Origin of the sequence: Brevibacillus choshinensis (assembly GCF_001420695.1) — a bacterium.
Classification (GTDB): domain Bacteria; phylum Bacillota; class Bacilli; order Brevibacillales; family Brevibacillaceae; genus Brevibacillus; species Brevibacillus choshinensis.
The window spans coordinates 800,465-821,014 of the sequence record NZ_LJJB01000010.1 but is presented as its reverse complement, the minus strand read 5'-3'; the positions used below and the strand labels follow the sequence as shown (position 1 = coordinate 821,014).

The following is a 20,550-nucleotide window of genomic DNA, read 5'->3' as shown; positions in this document are numbered from 1 at the left end:
AGAAGAACCACGAAAAAGGGTTGCGCATATACGGGAGCGAACCATTATAACATGGAGATGGGAGAGGAGTCGAACCATGCAATCATACGTAGATCAACAAAACGGGGTATTTCCATCGGTATGCTCCTTGGATTGTCCAGATCAGTGCGGGCTGCTTGTCCATAAAAAAGACGGGAAGATCGTCAAAGTGGAGGGCGACCCGGATCATCCGGTGACGCAGGGAAGCATTTGCAACAAAGTGCGCAACATGGCGGAGCGGATCTACGACTCGAAGCGGCTCACACATCCGCTCAAGCGTGTCGGTGCAAAAGGAGAAGGGAAGTTTGAGCCAATCAGTTGGGAGGAAGCGATCCGGACCATCACCTCCCATTGGAAGCAGCTCATTTCTGAATCCGGGCCTGAAAGCATTTTGCCGTACAGCTTTTACGGAAACATGGGCAGGCTGAATGCGGAAACCATGGACATGAGATTTTTCCATCGCCTCGGAGCCAGTCGACTGGATCGAGCGATTTGCAACGCAGCAGGTGGCGTCGGATACAATTATACGATGGGCGCCAATTACGGAACGGATCCGGAAGAAACGGTGCATACCAAGCTGTTCATCATGTGGGGCATCAATGCAGTGAGCACAAACATGCACCAGGTCATGCTGGCAGAAAAAGCGCGCAAGAACGGAGCGCAAATAGTTGTCATCGATGTTCACAAAAATCAGACGGGACGTTGGGCAGACTGGTTCATCCCTGTATTGCCAGGTACCGATACCGCATTGGCTCTGGGCCTCATGCACATCCTCTTTGCGGAAAACATGGTAGATACGGCCTTTATGGAGCAGTATACGGTGGGTCATGAGGAGCTGCGTGAGCACGTCCGGCAGTACGATCCGACTACGGTCTCCGTGATTACCGGTGTTCCGGTGGACGATATTTACCGATTGGCACGCTTGTATGGCCAGACATCCCCTTCATTGGTTCGCATCGGGAATGGTTTGCAGCATCATGACAATGGCGGTATGTGCGTGCGGACGATTGCTTGTTTGCCGGCGCTGACAGGGCAGTGGCTCGTTCAGGGCGGTGGAGCCATGAAAGGAAATAAAGGCTTTCTCGAACACAATAAACAGACGTTGCAACGCCCGGATGTATTGGTCAACAAACAAACGCGGCGAATCAACATGAATGTGATCGGCAGTGCGCTTCTGGAGCTCGAACAACCGATCCGATCGATGTTTGTATACGGCTGCAATCCTGCGCTGGTCGCACCGGAAGGGAACAAAGTCAAAAAAGGGCTGGAGCGGGAAGATTTATTTACCGTCGTACACGATCTGTTTTTGACGGAAACAGCGGCCTATGCCGACATCGTGTTGCCTGCGACCTCTGCAATTGAAAATACCGATTTCTACACATCTTACTGGCACCATTACATGCAGCTGCAAAAACCAGTAATCGCTCCATACGGCGAAAGTAAATCCAATGTGGATGTCTTCCGTCTACTGGCAAAAGGAATGGGCTACGAGGATGAGATGTTTGACGAATCCGAGGAAGAATTGATTCGCCAAGCCTTGGACTACCCAGCCAATCCATATTTGAGTGCCATCACCTATGAGGATCTGGTGGAGAAAAATTTCAGGAAAGCTGCCGTTACCCCACGATTTTTCGAGAACCTGCCCACACCGAGCGGAAAAATCGAGCTGTACTCGAAACAACTGGAGTCGCAGGGGTATCCACCATTGCCGACCTATACGCCACTCGTCGTCGAGAGCAGCTATCCCTACCTGTACGTGCCAGGGCCGAATCACAATTTCCTCAACTCGACCTTTTCAAACAACGCCAAGCACGTGAAGCTGGAAAAGTTCCCGCGCCTGTTTATGAACACGGCGGACGCTGAGTCGGCAGGCATTGGTGATGGGGATAGGGTCCGTGTCTGGAACGATCGAGGGGAGTGCGAGCTGACGGCGTCTGTCGGAGAGACTGTTTTGGCAGGTGTAGTGGTGAGCCAAGGTCTATGGGCGGATACACCAGGGTCCAAGCATCATATCAATGCACTCACTCCTGACCGCATCGCAGATATGGGAGGCGGAGCGACGTTCTTCTCCGGCCGTGTCAACGTGGAGAAGCTCGTTTAGGAAATAGCTCAACCATTCTCAGCTAAAAAGCTTCGCTCGGCCATGCGGCTTGGCGGAGCATTTTTTTCTTTCGGAAATGTAAATTTTGCCGACGTGATAAAGGATGAAAGTATAAGAAATACATAGCGAGACTTCGAACGAAAGTGAGAAAGCGAGACTTGTGCCCTTTGGGTACGAAGGCTTTCGCTATTACTTGCGATTAGCTACGTTTTTCTAATTACATACTAGGATTACCAGTAAGAAATGAAAGGTGGAGTGTTGAATGTGGGCAAGCAAATGGATCGGCATTGTGGGGAGCATGATCTGGGGCTTCGGAATGAGTGGAACAGGACTCGCGGTTCCTACGCCAGAGGCAAGTCAGATTGCTCCTGCCCCTGCCGTCTATGAGGAGCTGAAAGTAGCGAGACAGGATGTGACAGGAGATGGGCGGCCCGATCTGATTACACTGCTGGGCAAGCGATTTGCCTCGGACAGCCCGTACTATGAGCAGCTGAAGCTGATGGTGCAGGATCCCGTAGCCAAAAAGGTGTCCTTTTTTCAAACGACCTACGGTGGCTATCAGCCAGAGATGACTTTTTGCGACTTTATCGGGAACAAAACCAATCAGATCCTTGTGCAGGCTCAAACAGGTGGGAGTGCAGGCACATCTGACTATTATTTGTTCAGTGACAAGGACAACAATCCTGCCGTACTGCCTGTTCCACAGCCGTTGACCATCACAGGCTCCTATCAGGACGGCTACAAGGTATCACTGACTATCAAAGAGACGAATCAAACGACAGTTCTCGATCTGAGTGATCGCAAAGATATTTACGAGGAAAATGGGGTCTACAAGAATGGCAAGCTGGTGCAGCCGACAGAAGTGATGCCCAATACGTTTAGTGTGCTTGCGCCTATCGAAGGAAGAGACGGAATCTGCAAGCTGAAGGGCGAGCAACGAGTGAGCGGAGTAGCCAATGCCGATACGATCGCTTACGTAGAATCCTTGTGGAAGTGGGAGAACAATGGCTGGAAGCTGCAGAGCGCCCGGGTGAAAAAGGCAGAAAGATAGGCCCATAACACGATAGAAGAGGCAGAAAGGACTGCTCCAGTTGCTAGTAAACCGGAGAGTCCTTTTTCACTGTGATAAAGAGAGGTTTTCTGGTTTGTACTCCTACCATAATGGGTATATAGATATAATCCAAACGATATACCCATATGGAAAAATCTATAGTATAGTACAAAGAGAATAAGTCGAGTACCCATACAGAAAAAGGAGTCCATCCAATGAGCACATGCCCGATTTCCAGCCTGTTTGGTTTGAAAGGAAAAGCGAAAAAAGAATCATTCTTTCGAGATAATAAGGAAAAGGGAGAAGTGCATATCGATTCAGGGTCTCAACTGGCGAAGCAAATGTCGCTGATTCATTTGACAGAGCAAGATCTGGCTGTCGCAAAAGCACTTCAGCCATTGATCATTCAAAATATTGATAAAATAGTGGGCTTTTTTTATGAAAATATAGAAAACGAACAGTTGCTCATGTCCATCATTGAAAAATACAGCAGCATTGAGCGACTCAAACAAACGCTGACCAGACACATCCAAGAGATGTTTAGCGGAAAGATCGACAGCGAATATTACGAGCAGCGCAGTCGTATTGCGATCATGCATATGCGCATCGGACTAGAGCCGAAATGGTACATGTGTGCGTTTCAAAATCTGCAGGTGTCCATCATGCAGCTCTTACATGAAAACATCGCGGACAAGCAGGAATACGTCTATGCGATACAGGCTGTGACCAAGATTCTCAGCATCGAACAGCAGATTGTTTTGGAAGAGTACGAGAATGAGCACGAACGAGTGCGCAGACTTGAGCAGGATAAAAAAGAAAAGCTGCGGGTGCTCTTGGCAAACTCGGCTCATGAGCTGGCGGCCGTATCTGAGGAAAACAGTGCTTCCGTCGAGCAATTGACCGAACAATCCCGCGAAGTCTTGCGCTTTGCTGAAAATGGCACAACGTTCTCCAACAAGGCTCACCAGCTTTCCCAGGAAGGAAAGGAAAAGCTGGAGAAGCAGCAGGAACAGATGCAATTGATCCAGGGTAGTGCCAAGCAAATTGCAGAGGAAATGAACACTCTCGAAGAAAACTCGGAAAAAATCCGCGGCATCGTCAATGTCGTGACAGCAATCGCGGAACAAACCAACCTATTGGCGCTCAACGCGGCGATTGAGGCTGCTCGCGCGGGGGAACAGGGGCGTGGCTTCGCTGTGGTTGCGGATGAAGTGCGCAAGCTGGCCGAACAGACGAAGAAGTCGGTCTTTGGCGTGAGAGAATTGATCGAGAAGACGAATCAGCAGACATCCGTACTGTCGACGGTCGTCGGAGAAATCCAGACTCTCGTACTGTCCAGCACGTCGATGACCAACGAGACAAATGCGTTCTTTGAGGGTATCATGAGTGCCGTGATGGAAGGTAAAGAACAGAGTACGTACATTCAAAAGGAATTTGAAAATTTCTTTAGAGTCATGGAAGACATGAACCAGGCGGTAGCGCAGGTAGCCAGCTCGGCAGATGAGCTATCGGAAATAACAGAAAACCTGTAAGGCTAATAGGAATAGTAGTCTCTATTGCAAAGCACATCCCATCTTTACCGAGGATGTGCTTTGTTTGTTGTTCACACACATAGCGATTCGTAATGTCTGGTCGAGCTGTCGGAATTAATGATTGACTCCACCCATTATTGTGCTAAAATGAAAAACATTAATCTTCATAAGTTTACTCGGAATTATAAGGGTGGAGGACAGAAATGTTAGGACAAATGATTTTCACGGGGTTATTGTGCGGTGCGTTGCTCGGTTTCGTCATGCAACGAGGTCGCTTTTGTCTGACGGGCGGCTTCCGGGATATGTTTTTAACAAAAGATTATCGGATGTTTTATGCGCTGTTAATTGCCATCGCTATTCAAAGTATTGGTGTATTCGCACTTATTCAGTTGGGATTGATTGAGTTTAAAGCTGGCGCGTTTGCTTGGCTGGGTACCATCATCGGGTCCTTTATTTTCGGGATCGGAATTGTCTTGTCTGGTGGTTGCGCGACGGGTACCTGGTATCGTGCAGGTGAAGGCTTAATTGGTAGCTGGATTGCCTTGTTTGCTTACATGCTGATGAGTGCCGTCATGAAGAGTGGTGTATTGGTACCATTGAATGATGCCTTCAAAGTGTATACATTGCCAACCAACTCCATCCCGGCGACCTTTGGCATTTCGGTATGGCCGTTCATTCTGATTTTGGCAGCGGTCACGATTTATTTGGTCGTCAAGCATCTGCGCAAACCAAAGGTAGCGATTCCTGCATTGCGAGCAAAACGCAGTGGGTTGTCCCATCTGTTGTTTGAAAAACGCTGGCATCCTTTCGTAACGGCAATTCTCGTAGGCTTGATTGCCATGCTGGCTTGGCCATTGAGTGAAGCGACTGGGCGTATGTCTGGTCTGGGAATTACGACGCCATCTGCAAACGTTTTGCAGTATCTCATCACAGGCAATAGCGAGAAGTATGTAAATTGGGGAGTCTTCCTCGTCCTGGGCATCCTGATCGGATCCTTTATTGCTGCAAAGGCGAGCCGTGAATTCCGTTTCCGCGCTCCTGACGCGAAGACGACCATTTCCAGCTTTTCGGGTGGGATTTTGATGGGATTCGGTGCTAGCTTGGCTGGCGGATGCTCGATCGGTAATGGTCTGGTCATGACAGCGATGATGACGTGGCAGGGCTGGACTTCGTTGCTCTTCATCATTTTAGGCACATGGACGGCTTCGTATTTTGTGTATGTACGTCCTCGTGTACAGGCGAAAAAACAACAAAGCACGAGCATCACAACTGCTTAGGAGGAAAGATAGATGCAACACAAACTGGCTGTACTTGGTATGGTATGTCCCTTCCCTTTGATCGAGGCCAAGGAAAAGATCGAGACATTGAGCAGCGGCGATGAGCTGGTGATTGATTTTGATTGCACGCAGGCGACTGAGAGCATTCCTCGCTGGGCTGCGGAATCAGGTCATTCCATCACGAATTACGAGCAACTCGACGATGCTTCCTGGACGATCACGGTGAAAAAGAAATAGCGAACAAGACAAACTCCCCTCAACTGGGAAACCAATGAGAGTTCATCGCTTCCGATGGTCTCGGTCCCAGTCAGAGGGGAGTTTTCTATTGTCATGGAAGGAAAAATAGGTACATATGTTAAAATATAGAATAATCTTGCGCTTCAAATTGTTGGCAATGGTTCAGTGGTGGCGTATAGGCATTGATGGAGACGACGGGGATTTCTCCTTGATTGCGAATCGCGTGGATTTCTCCGGGTGATACATAACAGAATTCTCCTGAACGGACCGTAATCGATTTCTCCGGGCGCACCTCTTGTCCGTCTTCTGCCAGTGAATAGATAACGTTGGTGAGATCACCGGAAAGGATCCATTCCCAACCGAAAGAATCACCATGATTATGGGGAACTGACTCCTGAGCAGGAGGCAGTTGAATAAGAACGATTTCGATATGCTCCGTGACGAGCAAGACCCGTCGCCCATATGGAAGGCCGGCTGGCTCGGGGATGATTGGAGCGACCGTTTCCATGCTTAGCGGCAGAGACTCCAAAGCCTGTCTGAGGTCAGCAGGAGTGGGACAAGTCAGGGTGCGAAAAGCTTTTTCCAATAATGCTTGAATCATGGACAACCTCCCAAAGCAGTAATCTTGTTCAAGATCAAGATATGAAAAGCAGGGAGGAACGGTGAGGACGTCTGCACCGGGACGATAGCGTTTTTTCGGGGGCTCTAGTTGAAGAGCGGCCTTTTTGGTATGAGTATCAGACCTTATACGTTTTCTAGCAAATGGAACGATGGAGGATTTTGAGATGAAGAAAAAAGCAAACCTGCTCGCAAACAGCCTGCTCATGCTGCTTGTCATGAATGCAGCGGCACCCTGGACATACGCAGCAGGAACAGCCCCTGCCCAACCTGCAATCAAGCCACCAGCGGCTGCGGTGATGGATATTCCCGGAGTCATCGCACGTGTTTCGGCTAGCGTCGTTGCGATTGTCGGGAAGCCAGAGGTCAGAGGGGCTAACAGGGACAATCGATTTAATCTGGCACACGGAACAGGCATCGTAGTCAAGGCTGATGGCTGGATCTTGACAAATGCCCACGTAGTCAAAGAAATGGACAACCTGACCGTCATTACGGTGGACGGCAAGCAGTACGCAGGGACAGTCACCAACATGGATGAGGAAAGTGACCTTGCGTTGGTAAAAATCGCGGCAACGGGTCTTGTGCCTGCCAAGTTTGCTACGAACTATTCGATTAAAGTCGGCGAGACTGTAGTAGCGATTGGAACGCCGATCTCCGTATCCTTGCGAAATTCGGCTTCAGCGGGAATCATCAGTGGCGTGAATCGTTCGGTCAGCTCTACCTATCGCTTGATTCAGACGGATGCGTCGATCAACCCGGGGAATAGCGGGGGACCACTGGTCAACCTCAGGGGCGAGGTAGTTGGAATCAATTCGTTGAAGTTTGTCTCGATCGGGATTGATAATTTGAGCTTTGCGATCCCGGCAGATACTGCTCAATATGTCATGAGTCACTTTTTTACGTATGGAAAAGTAAACAGGCCGTATTGGGGTGCTGAACTGGAGGAGAGCTGGGCTGCTGTCGTCGGACTGCCTACCAAGGAGCCGTTGCGCATCATTCGTGTAGAACCAGGCTCCCCTGCTGAGAAGGCAGGCTTTCAGTCTGGAGATGTCATTTATTCCGTGAATCAGTCGTCCTTTACGACCCTCGTGGAGTTTAATGAGCTGTTAAAGCGCTATTTGCCAGGACAAACCGTGGAAATCGTGGTTCAGTCTGGTGGAGATCTGATTACACGCAAAGTAACGTTTGGAAAACAACCGTAGAGAGCAAATGGATGGGGGAAGAATCGGATGGTTCAAAAGAAATGGCAAGTGCTTTGCGTGACAGCTGTGTTGTCGGCAGCGCTATGGACGAATCAGTCAGTGTGGGCAGCAGAGCAGCCTGCCGAGCGTGTGGAAGTCAAACTCAAATTGAATGCGGCCCAGGCCAAAATAAACGGCCAAGATATGGAGATCGAGCAACCCTATTTATCTCAGGATACAACGATGGTTCCACTCAGTCTCCTGACTGCGGCCTTCGGAGCGGGCTTGCAATACGACAGTCAAAATCAGATGATCGAGCTTACGTACAATGGCAAGGTCATCAAATTAAAGGCAGGCAGCAAACAAGCATGGATCAACGGCAAAGAGGTCACGCTGGCCGCTTCGCCCGAGCTGAAAAACGGAAAGACAATGGTGCCACTCACGCTACTGACTCAAGCGATGGGTCTGCAGGTCATCATCGATGTGAAAACAAAGGACGTCAGCATTTTGGGTGCGAAGCAGGGAGAAACCGCCTCGACAAACGTGTCTTTAGACAGTGATCTCGGAAAGACCATGATTGGGGACAGCTATTACGGATGGAAAATGAAATATCCGACGGGGCTGGTCAAGGACTTTCAAAGCTTTCAAGGCGACTACGTCAGCTTTCGAGATGCCAAGGACACGTACCAATTGGACATTTATATCGTCGACGGGCAGCCAGAGAATCTGTCGGGAACGGGCTTGCTGACCCGATTAGTGGACTCTTCGGAATATACCGTGCTGTCCAAAGGATTTGTCAATGATGCCAAGCAACCATTCGCTCGGCTGGTTTCCAAAGGCGACGACGGTGCGATGAATGAAGAGAGGGCCTACCAGAGCGGGACGCGAATTTACTACGTCACATTGGTGATCAATGACGAGGCCGACTTCCGCAATCCTGCCAAGTACAGCAGCTACAAGGATTTACTGGACAGCTTTTCCTTGTCTTTTCCAAAAGGGGATACTACGGTAAAGGACCTTTCCACAGTGGAAGGGAACTATCGCTGGTATACCCAAGAGGATTTTGGCTTGAAGGTAAAGGTCCCGGCTGACTGGCAGAATACGTATAATCAGTCGTTTACACAATTCTCCAGCGAGGGTGGCAGGCAGTGGCTGAAGATCAAAATTACCTCAAAGGAAGATGGTCTGACGCTGGACGATTGGGTGAAAAGGCATGAACAGATGTATCGGGACTCCGTGAATGAAAACTATTTGAAGGTTGATTCTACGGTGACGAGCTCCATGATTGCAGGGGTTCCCGCCAAGGAGCAGAAATTCAGCAGCTCGGATGGCACAGGCTGGTTCCCGGAGCAAGACTTCTTTTTCTTCAAAGGGGACTACAAAGTATACGTAGAAATCGCCTATAACCCGGAGGCGAGCGCAGAGAAGATAGCAGAGTTGATCCAGACGATCAAACAGTCGCTTACCATCAACCAAAGTGCGATGAATCCGGTGATGGGTGAAATTACGGATGACGATCTGATCGACAAGGATCAGATGGCCACGCTCAGGTTTCCTGACTATCAATTTTCCATCAACATTCCGGAGCATTGGAAGGAATTGCGAAGCGATGCCGCCATGCGGATGTACGAATTTGCAGGCGGGTATGCAACAGTGCTTGCCATGCCAGGAAAGATAAGTGATGCTCGCAAGGAAGTGGAGCAATCCATCAAGGAAAATACCGAAACCTATGGATATAAGGAAAAGGAAAGCAAGGCAGTTACTCTTTCCGGTGCCCAGGGTTACAAGATGGTCTTCGTGGGAAAAGACGAGGGAATCCGTTTCGAGAAAAATATTTACCTGCTGGAAAAAGGAAAAAACGCTTATATGGTCGCCTTCAAGATTTCAGAATGGGTCAAAACCAAGTCGCTGGAGCAGCGTTTGCAAAAAATCGTCGACTCTATTCAATTTCCCGAGGCAAAGTAGAATAGGATGGCATAAAGGCGCGGGACATAATTGCTTCCGCGCTTTTTTTGCTGAATCAGAAAGTATAAAACTTCTAAGCCTATCTACCTGATTCAGCAAGAACAACATTCCGCCAAAGCGCGGTCGCTCCCCTGTGAACATGCCTCGTTTACGTGCTATGGTGGTGGGGAGAAGCAGGTTTCCGATCTTCGCTCCGGTCTTTACCCACCGAACACAAGCTATCGCTCGCGTTCGGCGGGGCCCGGTTTCACCCAGTAAAGGAGTACAGACTGTCCGCTGCACAACGTTTCACCGGGAAGCGGTAAAGTAGTAGCCGCTCCGTAGAGAATACAGAGGTACCGCTTCTGGATCCCGTGAATTCGTTGTTCCGCTAAGTAGGGTTCCGGAGTCGCTCCGCCTGGAAACCTGCTTCTCCTGCGAGCTGTAGTGGATCTAGCTGCCTGGTATAAGAAGTTCAAAGGATCAAAAGCTTAATTTCCCAATCGTTGCGCTTCGAAGGACATGGGTGAATCATGAGAAGAACGAAGTCGTCAATTATGTCTGTTCGACATGTCAAGAGAGCGATTGAATAAGGAGAACCAAGCTTTCGTTCTTCTTCATAGGCATTGTCCCGCGAAGGGTTTCCCTCAATTTAACATCGTGGAAAGCTCCCGAGAAAAGGCACGTGGAAGATCCAAAGCTGGGCGAGGAAAAAGGGGAAATAAGCGGAAGATCTTTGGAACACCAACCAAGGCGCAATGGAAAAAAACGAAACACGGTTTTAAGCGTCCACCTCCGAAAAGCTCCCTGAGATGGCTACTTTGGACGCGGTTTCGTTTTTTCCATGAAGCCGGACAGGGATGACCCCCAGTAGGTGTTCCTATGAAGCTGGAGCGTTTTCCCCTTTTTCCTCTCCTCCACTACAGTCTGACCTAATGGGAATAAGGACGCGAATGCATTTTCGAGTATTACTTACTTTCAGTACGTACGCGTTCGCTGATAAGATGAGTGTACGGTGCCGAGCGCCGTGCAGGACGATTTGGGGAAGCGCCCCCGTTCGCTTTGCAACGAGCCAGGTCATTTCGGAATGTAGGAAAACGAGGAGGCATGTGCATGTCAACGGCCATAATCAGTGTACGCACCCGCTAGACGGGGGCGTGAGATCTGAACCGCCTGTTATGATCAGGAGGTTTGGATGAGTGATGATTCAGATGAAGACGTATTTGTATGTAAATGCGCTGTCCTCTTTAGGATCGCGAATGGATTTAATCGCATGCAGCGCACTGATTTTTACATTTGAGCACAGCGCGTTTTGGCTGACGGCCTTTTTTGTAGCGCGTCAGGTCGGGGGTATCTTGTTCAGTCCGATAGCGGGGGTATTGGCGGATCGGATGGACAGGAGAAGGGTGATGATCGCGAGCGATGTGGGAGCGGGTCTGGCTGTCTTGTCCATCGTGTTATTCCCACACCCTTTGGTAGTGGTAGCGGCAGCCTTTGTCAAAGGCATGCTGTACAGCCTGTTTCATATCAGCTTTCAATCATCCTTGCCTCAGATGTTTGGGCGTGAGGATCTACTCAGAATCAACGGATGGACGGTCAGATTGGAGTCTCTGGTCGGCATTGTCGGATTTGCGCTCGGAGGATTTTTGACGGACCACGCCGGGTATTTAGTCGTAATTGCCTGCGACGCAGCGACTTTTCTCTTGTCTGCTGCTGTACTGACGCGAATGCGTTGGGAAAGTGACGAGAAATGTGCGGAGTCAGCCGATGCTCTGACGGACGCTCCTGTGAGAGTTTCGGAAGAGAGAAGTCTGCGAGCAACAATCCCCTATTTGGCGAAGCAACCGATTCTTTTGGTGATTAGCCTGCTAGCTTTGTTTGAGTCCCTCAGCACGTCAGCCCATAACTACGGTCTGCCATTTCTAGCCGAACAGCTCTCTTCGAAAGACGCTGCCTTGCATGGGGTGATGTGGTCGACGATGAGTCTAGGAGCAATGGTGGGTTCCTTCTTGGCTACACGCTGGAGCGCAAGAAAGGTAGAGGGGATGTTTGCCGCCTCGATGCTGCTCGCACTGGTTGTCACGGCTGCTTTTGCGGGGGGTGAAATGGCGCGCGTCTTGTTGTTGCTTGCGGGCGCTGGGCTATTTGCGGGAGCGGCGCAAGTGTACGAGAGCACCTTGCTTCAGCAGGCAGATAACCAAATACGTGGCAGGGTCATGGGCGTACAGAGCTTGCTTAGCCGCACCGGATTTTTTGTCGGATTTGTCATGGCTCCGTCTCTTACTGCCTGGCTGGGTCTGTATGGAATGGTAGCGATGGCGCAACTGGTTTTCTCGCTCGGATTGCTAGGTTTGGGCTGGTTTTATCTGCGGAAACGTTAGTCTTTTTTCCCGTCTCAGACCATAGGATGTACCAATTGGGAGGTGACGGGCGTGGCGATGTTTCGACCCCGTCGGCGTTGGAAGAACCCGCTTTCCCGAACAAAGGCGTTTTTTATCGCATTGGTCATTTTTTTGGTGCTTTCGATACAGACGCTTGTTTTCCTAGAAAAACGGCTCGAGCCCACGCTTTTGATCCTGGCTTCGCAAAAGACGGAGCAGTTGGCCAAGGAAGCGATCACGGATGCAGTAACCAAGCGGATTTCCCAGCAAGGCGTCGACTTTAATCAAATCGTGCAGATTGAAAAAGACAATCAGGGGCAGATTCAGGCGTATCAGTTTAACTTCAAGGAGTACGCGCGGATTGTTGGAGAAACCACTTCCCGCATCCAGAACAAGCTCCAGGAGTTTGAGGCAGAAAAGGTAGACCGTACGATACCGCTCGGCTTGGCGACGGGTAACAGCTTTTTAGCAAACATGGGGCCGGACTTGCCTGTGACGTTTTTGCCCATCGGATCGGTCAAGACCAAGCTGGAGACCGAACTGAAGGAAGCGGGCATCAACATGGTGCTGGCGACCGTCTACATTTACGTCGAGGTCGACCTGCGTATCGTCATTCCGTTTGCGACTGACGAGCAGACGGTCACCACGAAAATACCGATCACACACTCGCTGATTGTCGGCGATGTGCCGCAGTATCTGTACAACAACCCCGAAGGAAAGCCTGATGTCCCGAGGGCGCAGACGCCACAAAGTCAAGATGTCCCAGATCCAGACAAACCATAGTCAAACAAACACGCAGCGACAGCCCGGTGCATGAAGAGTCATGTCCGGAGCTGTCGCTGCGTTGTTTATTCCTGCATATTTACCTGGCTGGGAGCCATGTGGCGAAATCATCAGCCAACATTTGCAGCTCTTGAAAAAGCATGCTGGCATGATACCCGTCACACACGGCGTGATGCATCTGCACCGCTAACGGCAGCAAGATGCTGTCTGCCTGGCTGAAGTATTTTCCGATCGTAAAGATAGGCAAGAGGTAGGTTGCTTCGTTATAGATGTTCAGGTTAAAGCCGGTGAAGCTCACCCACGGCAAGCACGAGATGGGAAACGTGTTTGGCGGCTCATTGGACTTGGGAGTAAATTGCTTGATGCCACCGTACACTTCCAGATCCGCCAGATAGTGATGGTGGAACTCACGAACATCTTTGTGGTAATCAGTCCAGATGCTGCTGAACGTCTTGTCATCGTCATGGAAAATGGTATAGCTGGGAGACATGCTTTCCCAATACCCGACGTTTCCATCTGGATCATAGCTCATACGGAACTCGATGTGGCGGTTGACGACTGTCGTGAGCATATGAATCACAGCCGGATATAGCTTGATCCCCTTGCTTTTCAGCTCAGGGAGCAGCAAGGTCATGTCTATGTTTGCCGTCATGCTGTAGGTGCATCTGACTTTGTGCAGATAATGCTCAAAATAAGGCTTTCTGCTCCAAGATTCCAGGTCAATAGGGTGGAAAATCATGTTTGGTAACCTCCTAAAATGAAATGGCTTTTTCGTTTTAGGAGGTTGGATCCACTGCTTTAACCATTTCCTCATCACGTTCCTCGTGAGATTTTGAGCATCGCATCGCGATACTCATGAGTAAAGTATATCGCATAAGGGTGTTCCGTGAGCAACTTTCCCGCTACTATTAGAAGAAAGCAGTCAAGCGGACGAGGAGGAACCTATGAGCCACCACTACAACAAAGGGATTATCTTTGATATGGACAATACGTTGCTGAAATCCAAGATCGATTTTCCTCGCATGAAGCACGCGATCTTTCAGGTTCTCGTAGAGAATGGATGCTGCCAGCCGGAGGTGGATTGGCGGAGTCATACAGCGTCACAGCTGATAGAAATAGGGAGACGGTCGGCGCAAATGACGCAAGAGCTGGAAGACGAGATGTGGGCAGCTGTCACGGCAGTGGAAAAGGAAGGGATGCACGGAGCCGTACTGGAGGAGTACGCTGTCGAGGTGCTGGCCGAGCTGCAGCAGCGTTACCAGCTCTATATCTTGACAAATAATGCTTCTGCTGCTGCGGTGGAAGCGTTGCAGGAAACCGGAATCGCCCACTATTTTTCGCAGATCGTGGCTCGTGAGCAAATGACCGAGCTGAAGCCTTCTTCGTCGGGGGTTCACTATATTTTGCGCCAGCATCCCGAATGGTCAGTAGATGCGTGGACGATGATTGGAGATTCATGGATCGACGGAAAGGCAGCGCAGGATGCCGACATCCGGTTTATTGCCTACCAGTCGGAGGCGCAGGAGATGGAGCGTAGAGGGGTTAGGCCTTATGCCACGTTAAGCGATTTACGAGAGCTGCTGGCCATTTTCTGAATGAACGAACAGTTGGCAAACGCTTTTACAGCATAAAAGTGTCGGATTCGTCCAGAAGTGTGCTATACTCTACATAACTGAATACCAGCCTTCAGGGTAGGGTGCAATTCCCGACCGGCGGTAATGACGAACGCACGTCTGAGCCCGCGACTCGCTCTCTGCTTTTTAGGTAGCGACTGACTTGGTGAAAATCCAAGGCCGACGGTACAGTCCGGATGGGAGAAGGTATTTGGAATAGCCTCTTAGCTGTTTTTTGCAAAAAAACGGTTAAGGTAAGGCTTTTTTCTCGATGCCCTGAGACGAACACTCATGGGCATTTTTATTTTTCACAAGGGAGGGAAACACAGTACAGCAGGAACTTCATATGTAGCAACTTCAGGGCAGGGTGTAATTCCTGACCGGCGGTAATGACGCAGCTGCGTCCGAGCCCGCGACTCGCTGAACCGCACAAGGAAAAGCGACTGATCTGGTGAGAATCCAGAGCCGACGGTACAGTCCGGATGGGAGAAGATGCAAAGTGCTTTCTTCATTTGTTTTTTCGAAAAAACGGGTGGAGCAAGGCTTCTTTCCCTATGCCCTGAAACGAAAGGTTTCGAGGGCTTTTTGCTTTGGCTGGAATCTAGAGGGATAGGAGAGAGAGATGGAACAAGACACACGCTTCATGGAAATGGCGTTGGAGCTGGCACGAACGGCGAGAGGACAGACGAGCCCCAATCCGCTGGTCGGAGCTGTGGTCGTCAAAAACGGTCAGGTCGTCGGCATGGGAGCACATCTGAGGGCAGGAGAACCGCATGCAGAGGTGCACGCGCTGCGTATGGCAGGTGAGCAAGCGAAGGGTGCGACCTTGTATGTGACACTAGAGCCTTGCAGTCATCATGGGAAGACACCGCCATGCGCGGAAGCAGTCGTGGCTTCAGGAATCTCTCGGGTGGTGGTCGCCGTTTTGGACCCGAATCCAATGGTGGCCGGAAAAGGAATCGACGTCCTGCGCGTAGCGGGAATTGATGTGCGGATTGGTGTGCGTGAGCAGGAAGCGAAAAAGCTCAATGAAGTCTTTTTTCACTACATCCAGACAAGGCTCCCTTTTGTCACCGTGAAAACGGCGAGTACGCTGGATGGGAAAATCGCGACAGTCACGGGACATAGTCGCTGGATCACGGGGGAAGCAGCTCGAAGTGAGGTCCACGAGCTGCGCAGGACGCACGATGCCATATTGGTCGGTGTGGGCACTGTCTTGGCGGATGATCCAGAGCTCACGGCTCGTGTACAGGGAGAGCTGTACGGTCGGCAACCCGTGCGGGTCATTCTGGACAGTCAGTTGCGTACGCCACTGAATGCCCGCCTTTTACAAGATCAAGCTGCGCCTACCTGGATCATTACCACTCCGTCTGCGCCAGAGGAGAGGCGCCGTACACTTTCCCATGCAAAAGGTGTGACGCTGATCACGTTGGATGCTCCCCTCTTGGTGACTGACGTATTGAAGCGATTAGGTGAGCTGGGCATTACCTCTCTTTTGGTGGAAGGGGGAGCAGAAGTAAATGGCTCCTTTTTGCGAGCGAGGGCCATACAGAAAATCATTAGCTACGTCTCGTTGAAGCTGGTCGGTGGCAGCCAGGCTCCTACTCCATTTGGAGGGACAGGCTTTGCCACTATGGATGAGGCGGTGAGCCTAACTAATCTATCCATCGAGCAAGTGAACGAACAAGATGTACGTATCATTGGCTACCCGCAATGGGAGTAGCTCAATCAATCGAGGTGAGAGAAATCATGTTTACGGGATTGATAGAAGAAGTAGGCACACTGGAGGCAATGACTGGCAGTGGGCAGGCGAGTCGGCTCGTCATTCGGGCAGCGCGTGTGCTCGAAGGTGTGAAAACAGGCGACAGTATTTCAGTGAACGGCATTTGCCTCACCGTCACCTCTTATACGTCTCGCCATTTCACGGTGGATGTCATGCCCGAGACGCTAAACAAAACGAGCTTGCGCCAATTGAGGCAGGGACAGAGGGTTAATCTGGAGCGGGCCATGCGCCTCGGCGACCGTTTTGGCGGACACATCGTTTCTGGCCATGTGGATGATACGGGGACGATCGTTTCCCGTCAGCCACACGCGAATGCCGTATTGTTTCGGATTGCAGCAGATTCGTCTCTCTTGAAATACGTAATCCCACGTGGCTCTATTTGTATCGACGGCATTAGCCTGACCGTTGTGGATGTGAATGAGAACGATTTTTCAGTCTCGATCATCCCTCATACTTTGGCGGAAACGAGCCTGCAAGATCGTAAAGTAGGTGACCAGGTGAACCTGGAAGCGGATGTTATCGGCAAATATGTGGAGCGTTTGATGGGAGTACGAGCAACATATGAGGCGGACGTACGCGCGGAGCCGTCATCTCGATTGAGTCTGGCATTTTTACAAGATAACGGATTTGCCAAATAGAGGAGGGAGAACCATGTTTGACAGCATAGAAGCAGCTTTGGAGGATTTGCGTCAGGGAAAGGCAGTGATTGTGGTAGACGACGAGGATCGGGAAAACGAAGGCGATTTTGTATGCCTAGCTGAAGCGGCGACTCCCGAGATGATCAATTTCATGGTGACGCATGGACGGGGACTGGTCTGCGTTCCGGTTACGGAGGAGCGCGCAGCTCGGTTGCGCCTGAAGCCAATGGTTGAAGTGAATACGGACTCACATGGAACTGCTTTTACTGTTTCGATTGATGAACAGAGCACGCATACCGGCATCTCAGCACATGAACGGTCTCAAACGGTGTTTGCCATGCTGGATGAAAACAAAACAGCGGAAGACTTCAGACGTCCTGGTCATATTTTTCCGCTGATTGCCAAGGCGGGAGGAGTCTTGCGCAGAGCGGGACATACCGAAGCGGCTGTTGATCTTGCGCAGCTGACAGGAGCGTCACCGGCCGGCGTTATCTGCGAGATCATGAACGAGGACGGATCCATGGCACGTCTGCCACAGCTCGAGGAAATCGCACGTCGGTTCGACCTCAAGCTGATTACGATTGCGGATCTGATCCGCTACCGGATGGCACGAGAGTCATTGGTCAAAAAGGAGGTCGAAGTCCAGCTTCCTACGATCTATGGTGATTTTCGTATAGCAGCCTATACAAATGAGCTCGATGGAAAAGAACATGTCGCTTTGATCAAGGGGAACATTTCACCGGAAGGGCAGATCCTGGTTCGCGTGCATTCCGAGTGTCTGACTGGCGATATTTTCGGTTCGTACCGTTGTGATTGTGGGCCGCAGCTGCATACGGCTCTCGAGCAGATCGAGGCAGAAGGTCGCGGTGTCCTGTTGTACATGCGGCAGGAGGGGCGTGGGATTGGTCTCATCAACAAGCTGCGTGCCTATCAGCTCCAGGAAGAAGGCATGGATACGGTCGAGGCAAACGAAAAGCTGGGATTTGCTGCCGATCTGAGAGATTACGGGGTAGGTGCACAAATCTTGAGAGACCTGGGCGTGCACCGGATGCGACTTTTGACCAATAATCCACGGAAAATACGCGGGTTGGATGGCTACGGCTTGAAAGTTGAAGAACGAGTACCGATTCAGATGCCAGAACATCCGCATAACGAAAAATATCTAGCAACCAAACAAGAGAAGCTGGGTCACCTGCTTCAACTACATCGATAGGGAGTGGAAGAGACATGAAAACATTTGAAGGACATTTGGTAGGCACCGGATTACGCGTAGGGATCGTGGCAGGACGCTTTAATGAATTGATCGTCAGCAAGCTGGTTGGTGGCGCTTTGGATGCTCTGAAACGACACGGCGTAGAAGAAGAAAACGTCGATGTGGCATGGGTGCCAGGAGCCTTTGAAATTCCACTCATCGCCAAGAAAATGGCGGAGTCGGGTCGCTATGATGCTGTTGTGACGCTGGGAGCAGTCATTCGCGGGGCGACACCTCATTTTGATTACGTCTGCAGCGAGACGGCAAAAGGTGTTGCCTCTCTCTCACTGACAACAGGCATTCCGGTGATCTTCGGCGTCCTGACGACGGACTCCATCGAACAGGCAATTGAGCGGGCTGGAACGAAGGCTGGGAACAAAGGCTGGGAGGCAGCAGCTGCCGCGATCGAAATGGCAAATCTCTCCCGACAGTTTGCTTAAAATCAAGTATCAGAGGAAGGGCGCCCCGTGCGTCCTTTTTTCGTTCTACAGATAAGAATGCATAAGTTTCTTATCCAGTATAAGGGCAACTAAGGCTCCACCGAAGGCTTGGCGTGGCCAAGTTTTCTAATGGATAAATTCCCCACAGCAGGGCAGAGTAAGAAGGATTTTCCTGTAAAGGTTGGGGATTCCATGGTGAAGCCAACTGAATGGTGGAGAAAGCAAGTAGAGGAGGTGCTCGCTTCGACGGAGGGCTACACCTACTCTCCCAATGAGCGAGGCGGCAAAATTACTCCTGATCAGATAAAAGAGAAACTAAATAATGTGGATGACCTCAGCAGCTTTGCGATGAACATAAACGGTGAGAGAGTGCACGTTTTTTATCTGGATACCATGGTAGACTCGGCCCAATTGTATGAAATGATATTTTTGCCCTTGCAGCGCTCAGACGGCAGAGATCCGTTACAGGTACTTCCATTCGCTCAACCGAATGAGTCCGATGACGTATCGCTCCTGATGAACAACTTGCTTCGGGGGCACACGATTCTGTTCTTTCTCGACCGAAATCTTATTCTGCAAGTCAATACATTTCATGTGGAGCATCGCTCCATTTCCAAATCCGAGAATGAATCGACTGTTCTTGGACCGCAAGACTCTTTTGTTGAAATGCTGGAAATCAATCTGTCCTTGCTACGGCGCAGAATCGCTTCACCCAACTTGAAGATCGTCGCTTCTACTGTCGGAACTGAAACACATAACCGGGTAACCGTTATTTACATGGAAGATATCGCAAATCCCGAAAACGTGGAACGAGTGAAGGAACGAATCAACAATGTCGTATACCAAGGCTTTGTTGGCATGCCGATATTAAAACAAGCGTTGGAAGACAAACCATATTCACCTTTTCCGCAATTCGGTCTTACCAACAGGCCTGACAATGCTACCGCTGCCTTATTGGATGGGAGAATCCTCATACTCCTGAACGGAAGTCCGGATGCTGCGATCTGTCCAACCTCCTTTTTAGAGATGTTTAGCAGTCCGGAAGATTTCTATAATCGCTGGTCTACGGCGAGTCTGTTGCGGATTATTCGCTTTTTCGGTCTGTTCGTAACGATCATGCTGACCTCCAGTTACGTGTCTGTTCTCACCTACCATCCCGAAATGCTGCCGCCTGCCTTGCTCACGATCCTCTCCGAATCCAGGAGTAGGGTACCATTTCCGCCAGTAGTGGAAGTCGTTTTTATTGAGTTGATCATCGAAATTTTGCGTGAAGCAGGAATTCGGATGCCGACCAAAATCGGACAAACGATCGGTATCGTAGGTGGTATCGTAATCGGAACTGCGTCCGTTCAAGCAGGGTTGGCCAGTAACATCCTGATTGTTCTGGTTTCTGTTTCGGCTCTGCTTTCATTTGTCCCACCCAACTTTCTGATGAGCAATGCGATTCGCCTCGTACGTTACGGATTTATTCTTATCGCAGGAGTCCTCGGGATGTACGGTCAGATGCTGATGCTTGCCTTTTTATTTGCTCATCTACTGGATTTGACTTCACTGGGCGCGCCTTACATGACAGCAGGAGTGCCGAGAAAGTGGACAGACTTGATGAACAGTCTCATCCGTACACCAATGAAATTCATTATTGATCGCAGTGGCATGTCTCGAGCGAAACGGAAGAAAGCGAGGCCGATTGGCGAGGAGTAG

General features: G+C 50.3%; 17 protein-coding genes and 2 riboswitches. Of the genes, 15 read left to right on the top strand and 2 right to left on the bottom strand.

What is annotated here, in order from left to right; translation table 11 throughout:
• Positions 1-76 precede the first annotated feature (76 nt).
• The 5 genes from AN963_RS14185 (at position 77) to AN963_RS14165 (ending at position 6,216) form a co-directional block, all read left to right on the top strand.
• Positions 77-2,119 (top strand): molybdopterin-containing oxidoreductase family protein, encoded by a 2,043-nt coding sequence (locus AN963_RS14185; RefSeq protein WP_055745213.1) that lies wholly within the window; start codon positions 77-79, stop codon positions 2,117-2,119.
• Positions 2,120-2,381: 262 nt separating this feature from the next.
• Positions 2,382-3,170, top strand: a complete 789-nt coding sequence (locus AN963_RS14180; RefSeq protein ID WP_055745212.1) for a hypothetical protein — start codon at positions 2,382-2,384, stop codon at positions 3,168-3,170.
• A gap of 215 nt (positions 3,171-3,385) precedes the next feature.
• Positions 3,386-4,702 carry a globin-coupled sensor protein gene (locus tag AN963_RS14175; protein WP_055745211.1) on the top strand — a complete coding sequence of 439 codons (1,317 nt, stop codon included), beginning with the start codon at positions 3,386-3,388 and terminating at the stop codon, positions 4,700-4,702.
• 215 nt (positions 4,703-4,917) lie between these two features.
• The gene (locus AN963_RS14170; protein ID WP_055746307.1) at positions 4,918-5,979 is read left to right on the top strand and encodes a YeeE/YedE family protein; all 1,062 of its coding nucleotides are present in this window, start codon (positions 4,918-4,920) and stop codon (positions 5,977-5,979) included.
• Between the two features lie 12 nt (positions 5,980-5,991).
• On the top strand, positions 5,992-6,216 hold the full coding sequence (locus tag AN963_RS14165; RefSeq protein ID WP_055745210.1) for a sulfurtransferase TusA family protein: 225 nt from the start codon (positions 5,992-5,994) through the stop codon (positions 6,214-6,216).
• A 118-nt stretch (positions 6,217-6,334) separates the two neighbouring features.
• Here AN963_RS14165 and AN963_RS14160 read toward each other — a convergent pair whose 3' ends face one another.
• Positions 6,335-6,817 carry a cysteine dioxygenase gene (locus AN963_RS14160; RefSeq protein WP_055745209.1) on the bottom strand — a complete coding sequence of 161 codons (483 nt, stop codon included), beginning with the start codon at positions 6,815-6,817 and terminating at the stop codon, positions 6,335-6,337.
• Positions 6,818-7,001: 184 nt separating this feature from the next.
• Between AN963_RS14160 and AN963_RS14155 the strand changes: the two genes are divergently transcribed.
• The 4 genes from AN963_RS14155 to yunB all read left to right on the top strand — a co-directional run bounded on the left by AN963_RS14155 (position 7,002) and on the right by yunB (position 13,123).
• The gene (locus tag AN963_RS14155) at positions 7,002-8,036 is read left to right on the top strand and encodes a S1C family serine protease (RefSeq protein ID WP_055745208.1); all 1,035 of its coding nucleotides are present in this window, start codon (positions 7,002-7,004) and stop codon (positions 8,034-8,036) included.
• A gap of 27 nt (positions 8,037-8,063) precedes the next feature.
• Positions 8,064-9,980: a copper amine oxidase N-terminal domain-containing protein gene (locus tag AN963_RS14150; protein WP_055745207.1), complete on the top strand. Its 1,917-nt coding sequence runs from the start codon at positions 8,064-8,066 to the stop codon at positions 9,978-9,980.
• Positions 9,981-11,161: 1,181 nt separating this feature from the next.
• Positions 11,162-12,340, top strand: coding sequence for an MFS transporter (locus AN963_RS14145; protein WP_236708034.1), 1,179 nt, complete (start codon positions 11,162-11,164; stop codon positions 12,338-12,340).
• 57 nt (positions 12,341-12,397) lie between these two features.
• Complete coding sequence (gene yunB / locus AN963_RS14140; protein ID WP_055746305.1) at positions 12,398-13,123, top strand: sporulation protein YunB; 726 nt, start codon at positions 12,398-12,400, stop codon at positions 13,121-13,123.
• 79 nt (positions 13,124-13,202) lie between these two features.
• Here the strand turns inward: yunB and catA are convergent, their stop codons facing one another.
• Positions 13,203-13,862 carry a type A chloramphenicol O-acetyltransferase gene (catA, locus tag AN963_RS14135; protein WP_055745206.1) on the bottom strand — a complete coding sequence of 220 codons (660 nt, stop codon included), beginning with the start codon at positions 13,860-13,862 and terminating at the stop codon, positions 13,203-13,205.
• 205 nt (positions 13,863-14,067) lie between these two features.
• Between catA and AN963_RS14130 the strand changes: the two genes are divergently transcribed.
• From AN963_RS14130 to AN963_RS14105, 6 genes are all read left to right on the top strand, one after another.
• The gene (locus tag AN963_RS14130; protein ID WP_055745205.1) at positions 14,068-14,718 is read left to right on the top strand and encodes an HAD family hydrolase; all 651 of its coding nucleotides are present in this window, start codon (positions 14,068-14,070) and stop codon (positions 14,716-14,718) included.
• Positions 14,719-14,801: 83 nt separating this feature from the next.
• A riboswitch (FMN riboswitch) is annotated at positions 14,802-14,949 on the top strand.
• A gap of 136 nt (positions 14,950-15,085) precedes the next feature.
• Positions 15,086-15,234, top strand: a riboswitch (FMN riboswitch).
• 124 nt (positions 15,235-15,358) lie between these two features.
• Complete coding sequence (gene ribD / locus AN963_RS14125) at positions 15,359-16,459, top strand: bifunctional diaminohydroxyphosphoribosylaminopyrimidine deaminase/5-amino-6-(5-phosphoribosylamino)uracil reductase RibD (protein ID WP_055745204.1); 1,101 nt, start codon at positions 15,359-15,361, stop codon at positions 16,457-16,459.
• Positions 16,460-16,485: 26 nt separating this feature from the next.
• The gene (locus AN963_RS14120) at positions 16,486-17,157 is read left to right on the top strand and encodes a riboflavin synthase (protein ID WP_055745203.1); all 672 of its coding nucleotides are present in this window, start codon (positions 16,486-16,488) and stop codon (positions 17,155-17,157) included.
• 13 nt (positions 17,158-17,170) lie between these two features.
• On the top strand, positions 17,171-18,370 hold the full coding sequence (locus AN963_RS14115; RefSeq protein WP_055745202.1) for a bifunctional 3,4-dihydroxy-2-butanone-4-phosphate synthase/GTP cyclohydrolase II: 1,200 nt from the start codon (positions 17,171-17,173) through the stop codon (positions 18,368-18,370).
• A 14-nt stretch (positions 18,371-18,384) separates the two neighbouring features.
• Positions 18,385-18,849: a 6,7-dimethyl-8-ribityllumazine synthase gene (gene ribH / locus AN963_RS14110; protein ID WP_055745201.1), complete on the top strand. Its 465-nt coding sequence runs from the start codon at positions 18,385-18,387 to the stop codon at positions 18,847-18,849.
• A 192-nt stretch (positions 18,850-19,041) separates the two neighbouring features.
• Positions 19,042-20,550: a spore germination protein gene (locus tag AN963_RS14105; RefSeq protein ID WP_236707986.1), complete on the top strand. Its 1,509-nt coding sequence runs from the start codon at positions 19,042-19,044 to the stop codon at positions 20,548-20,550.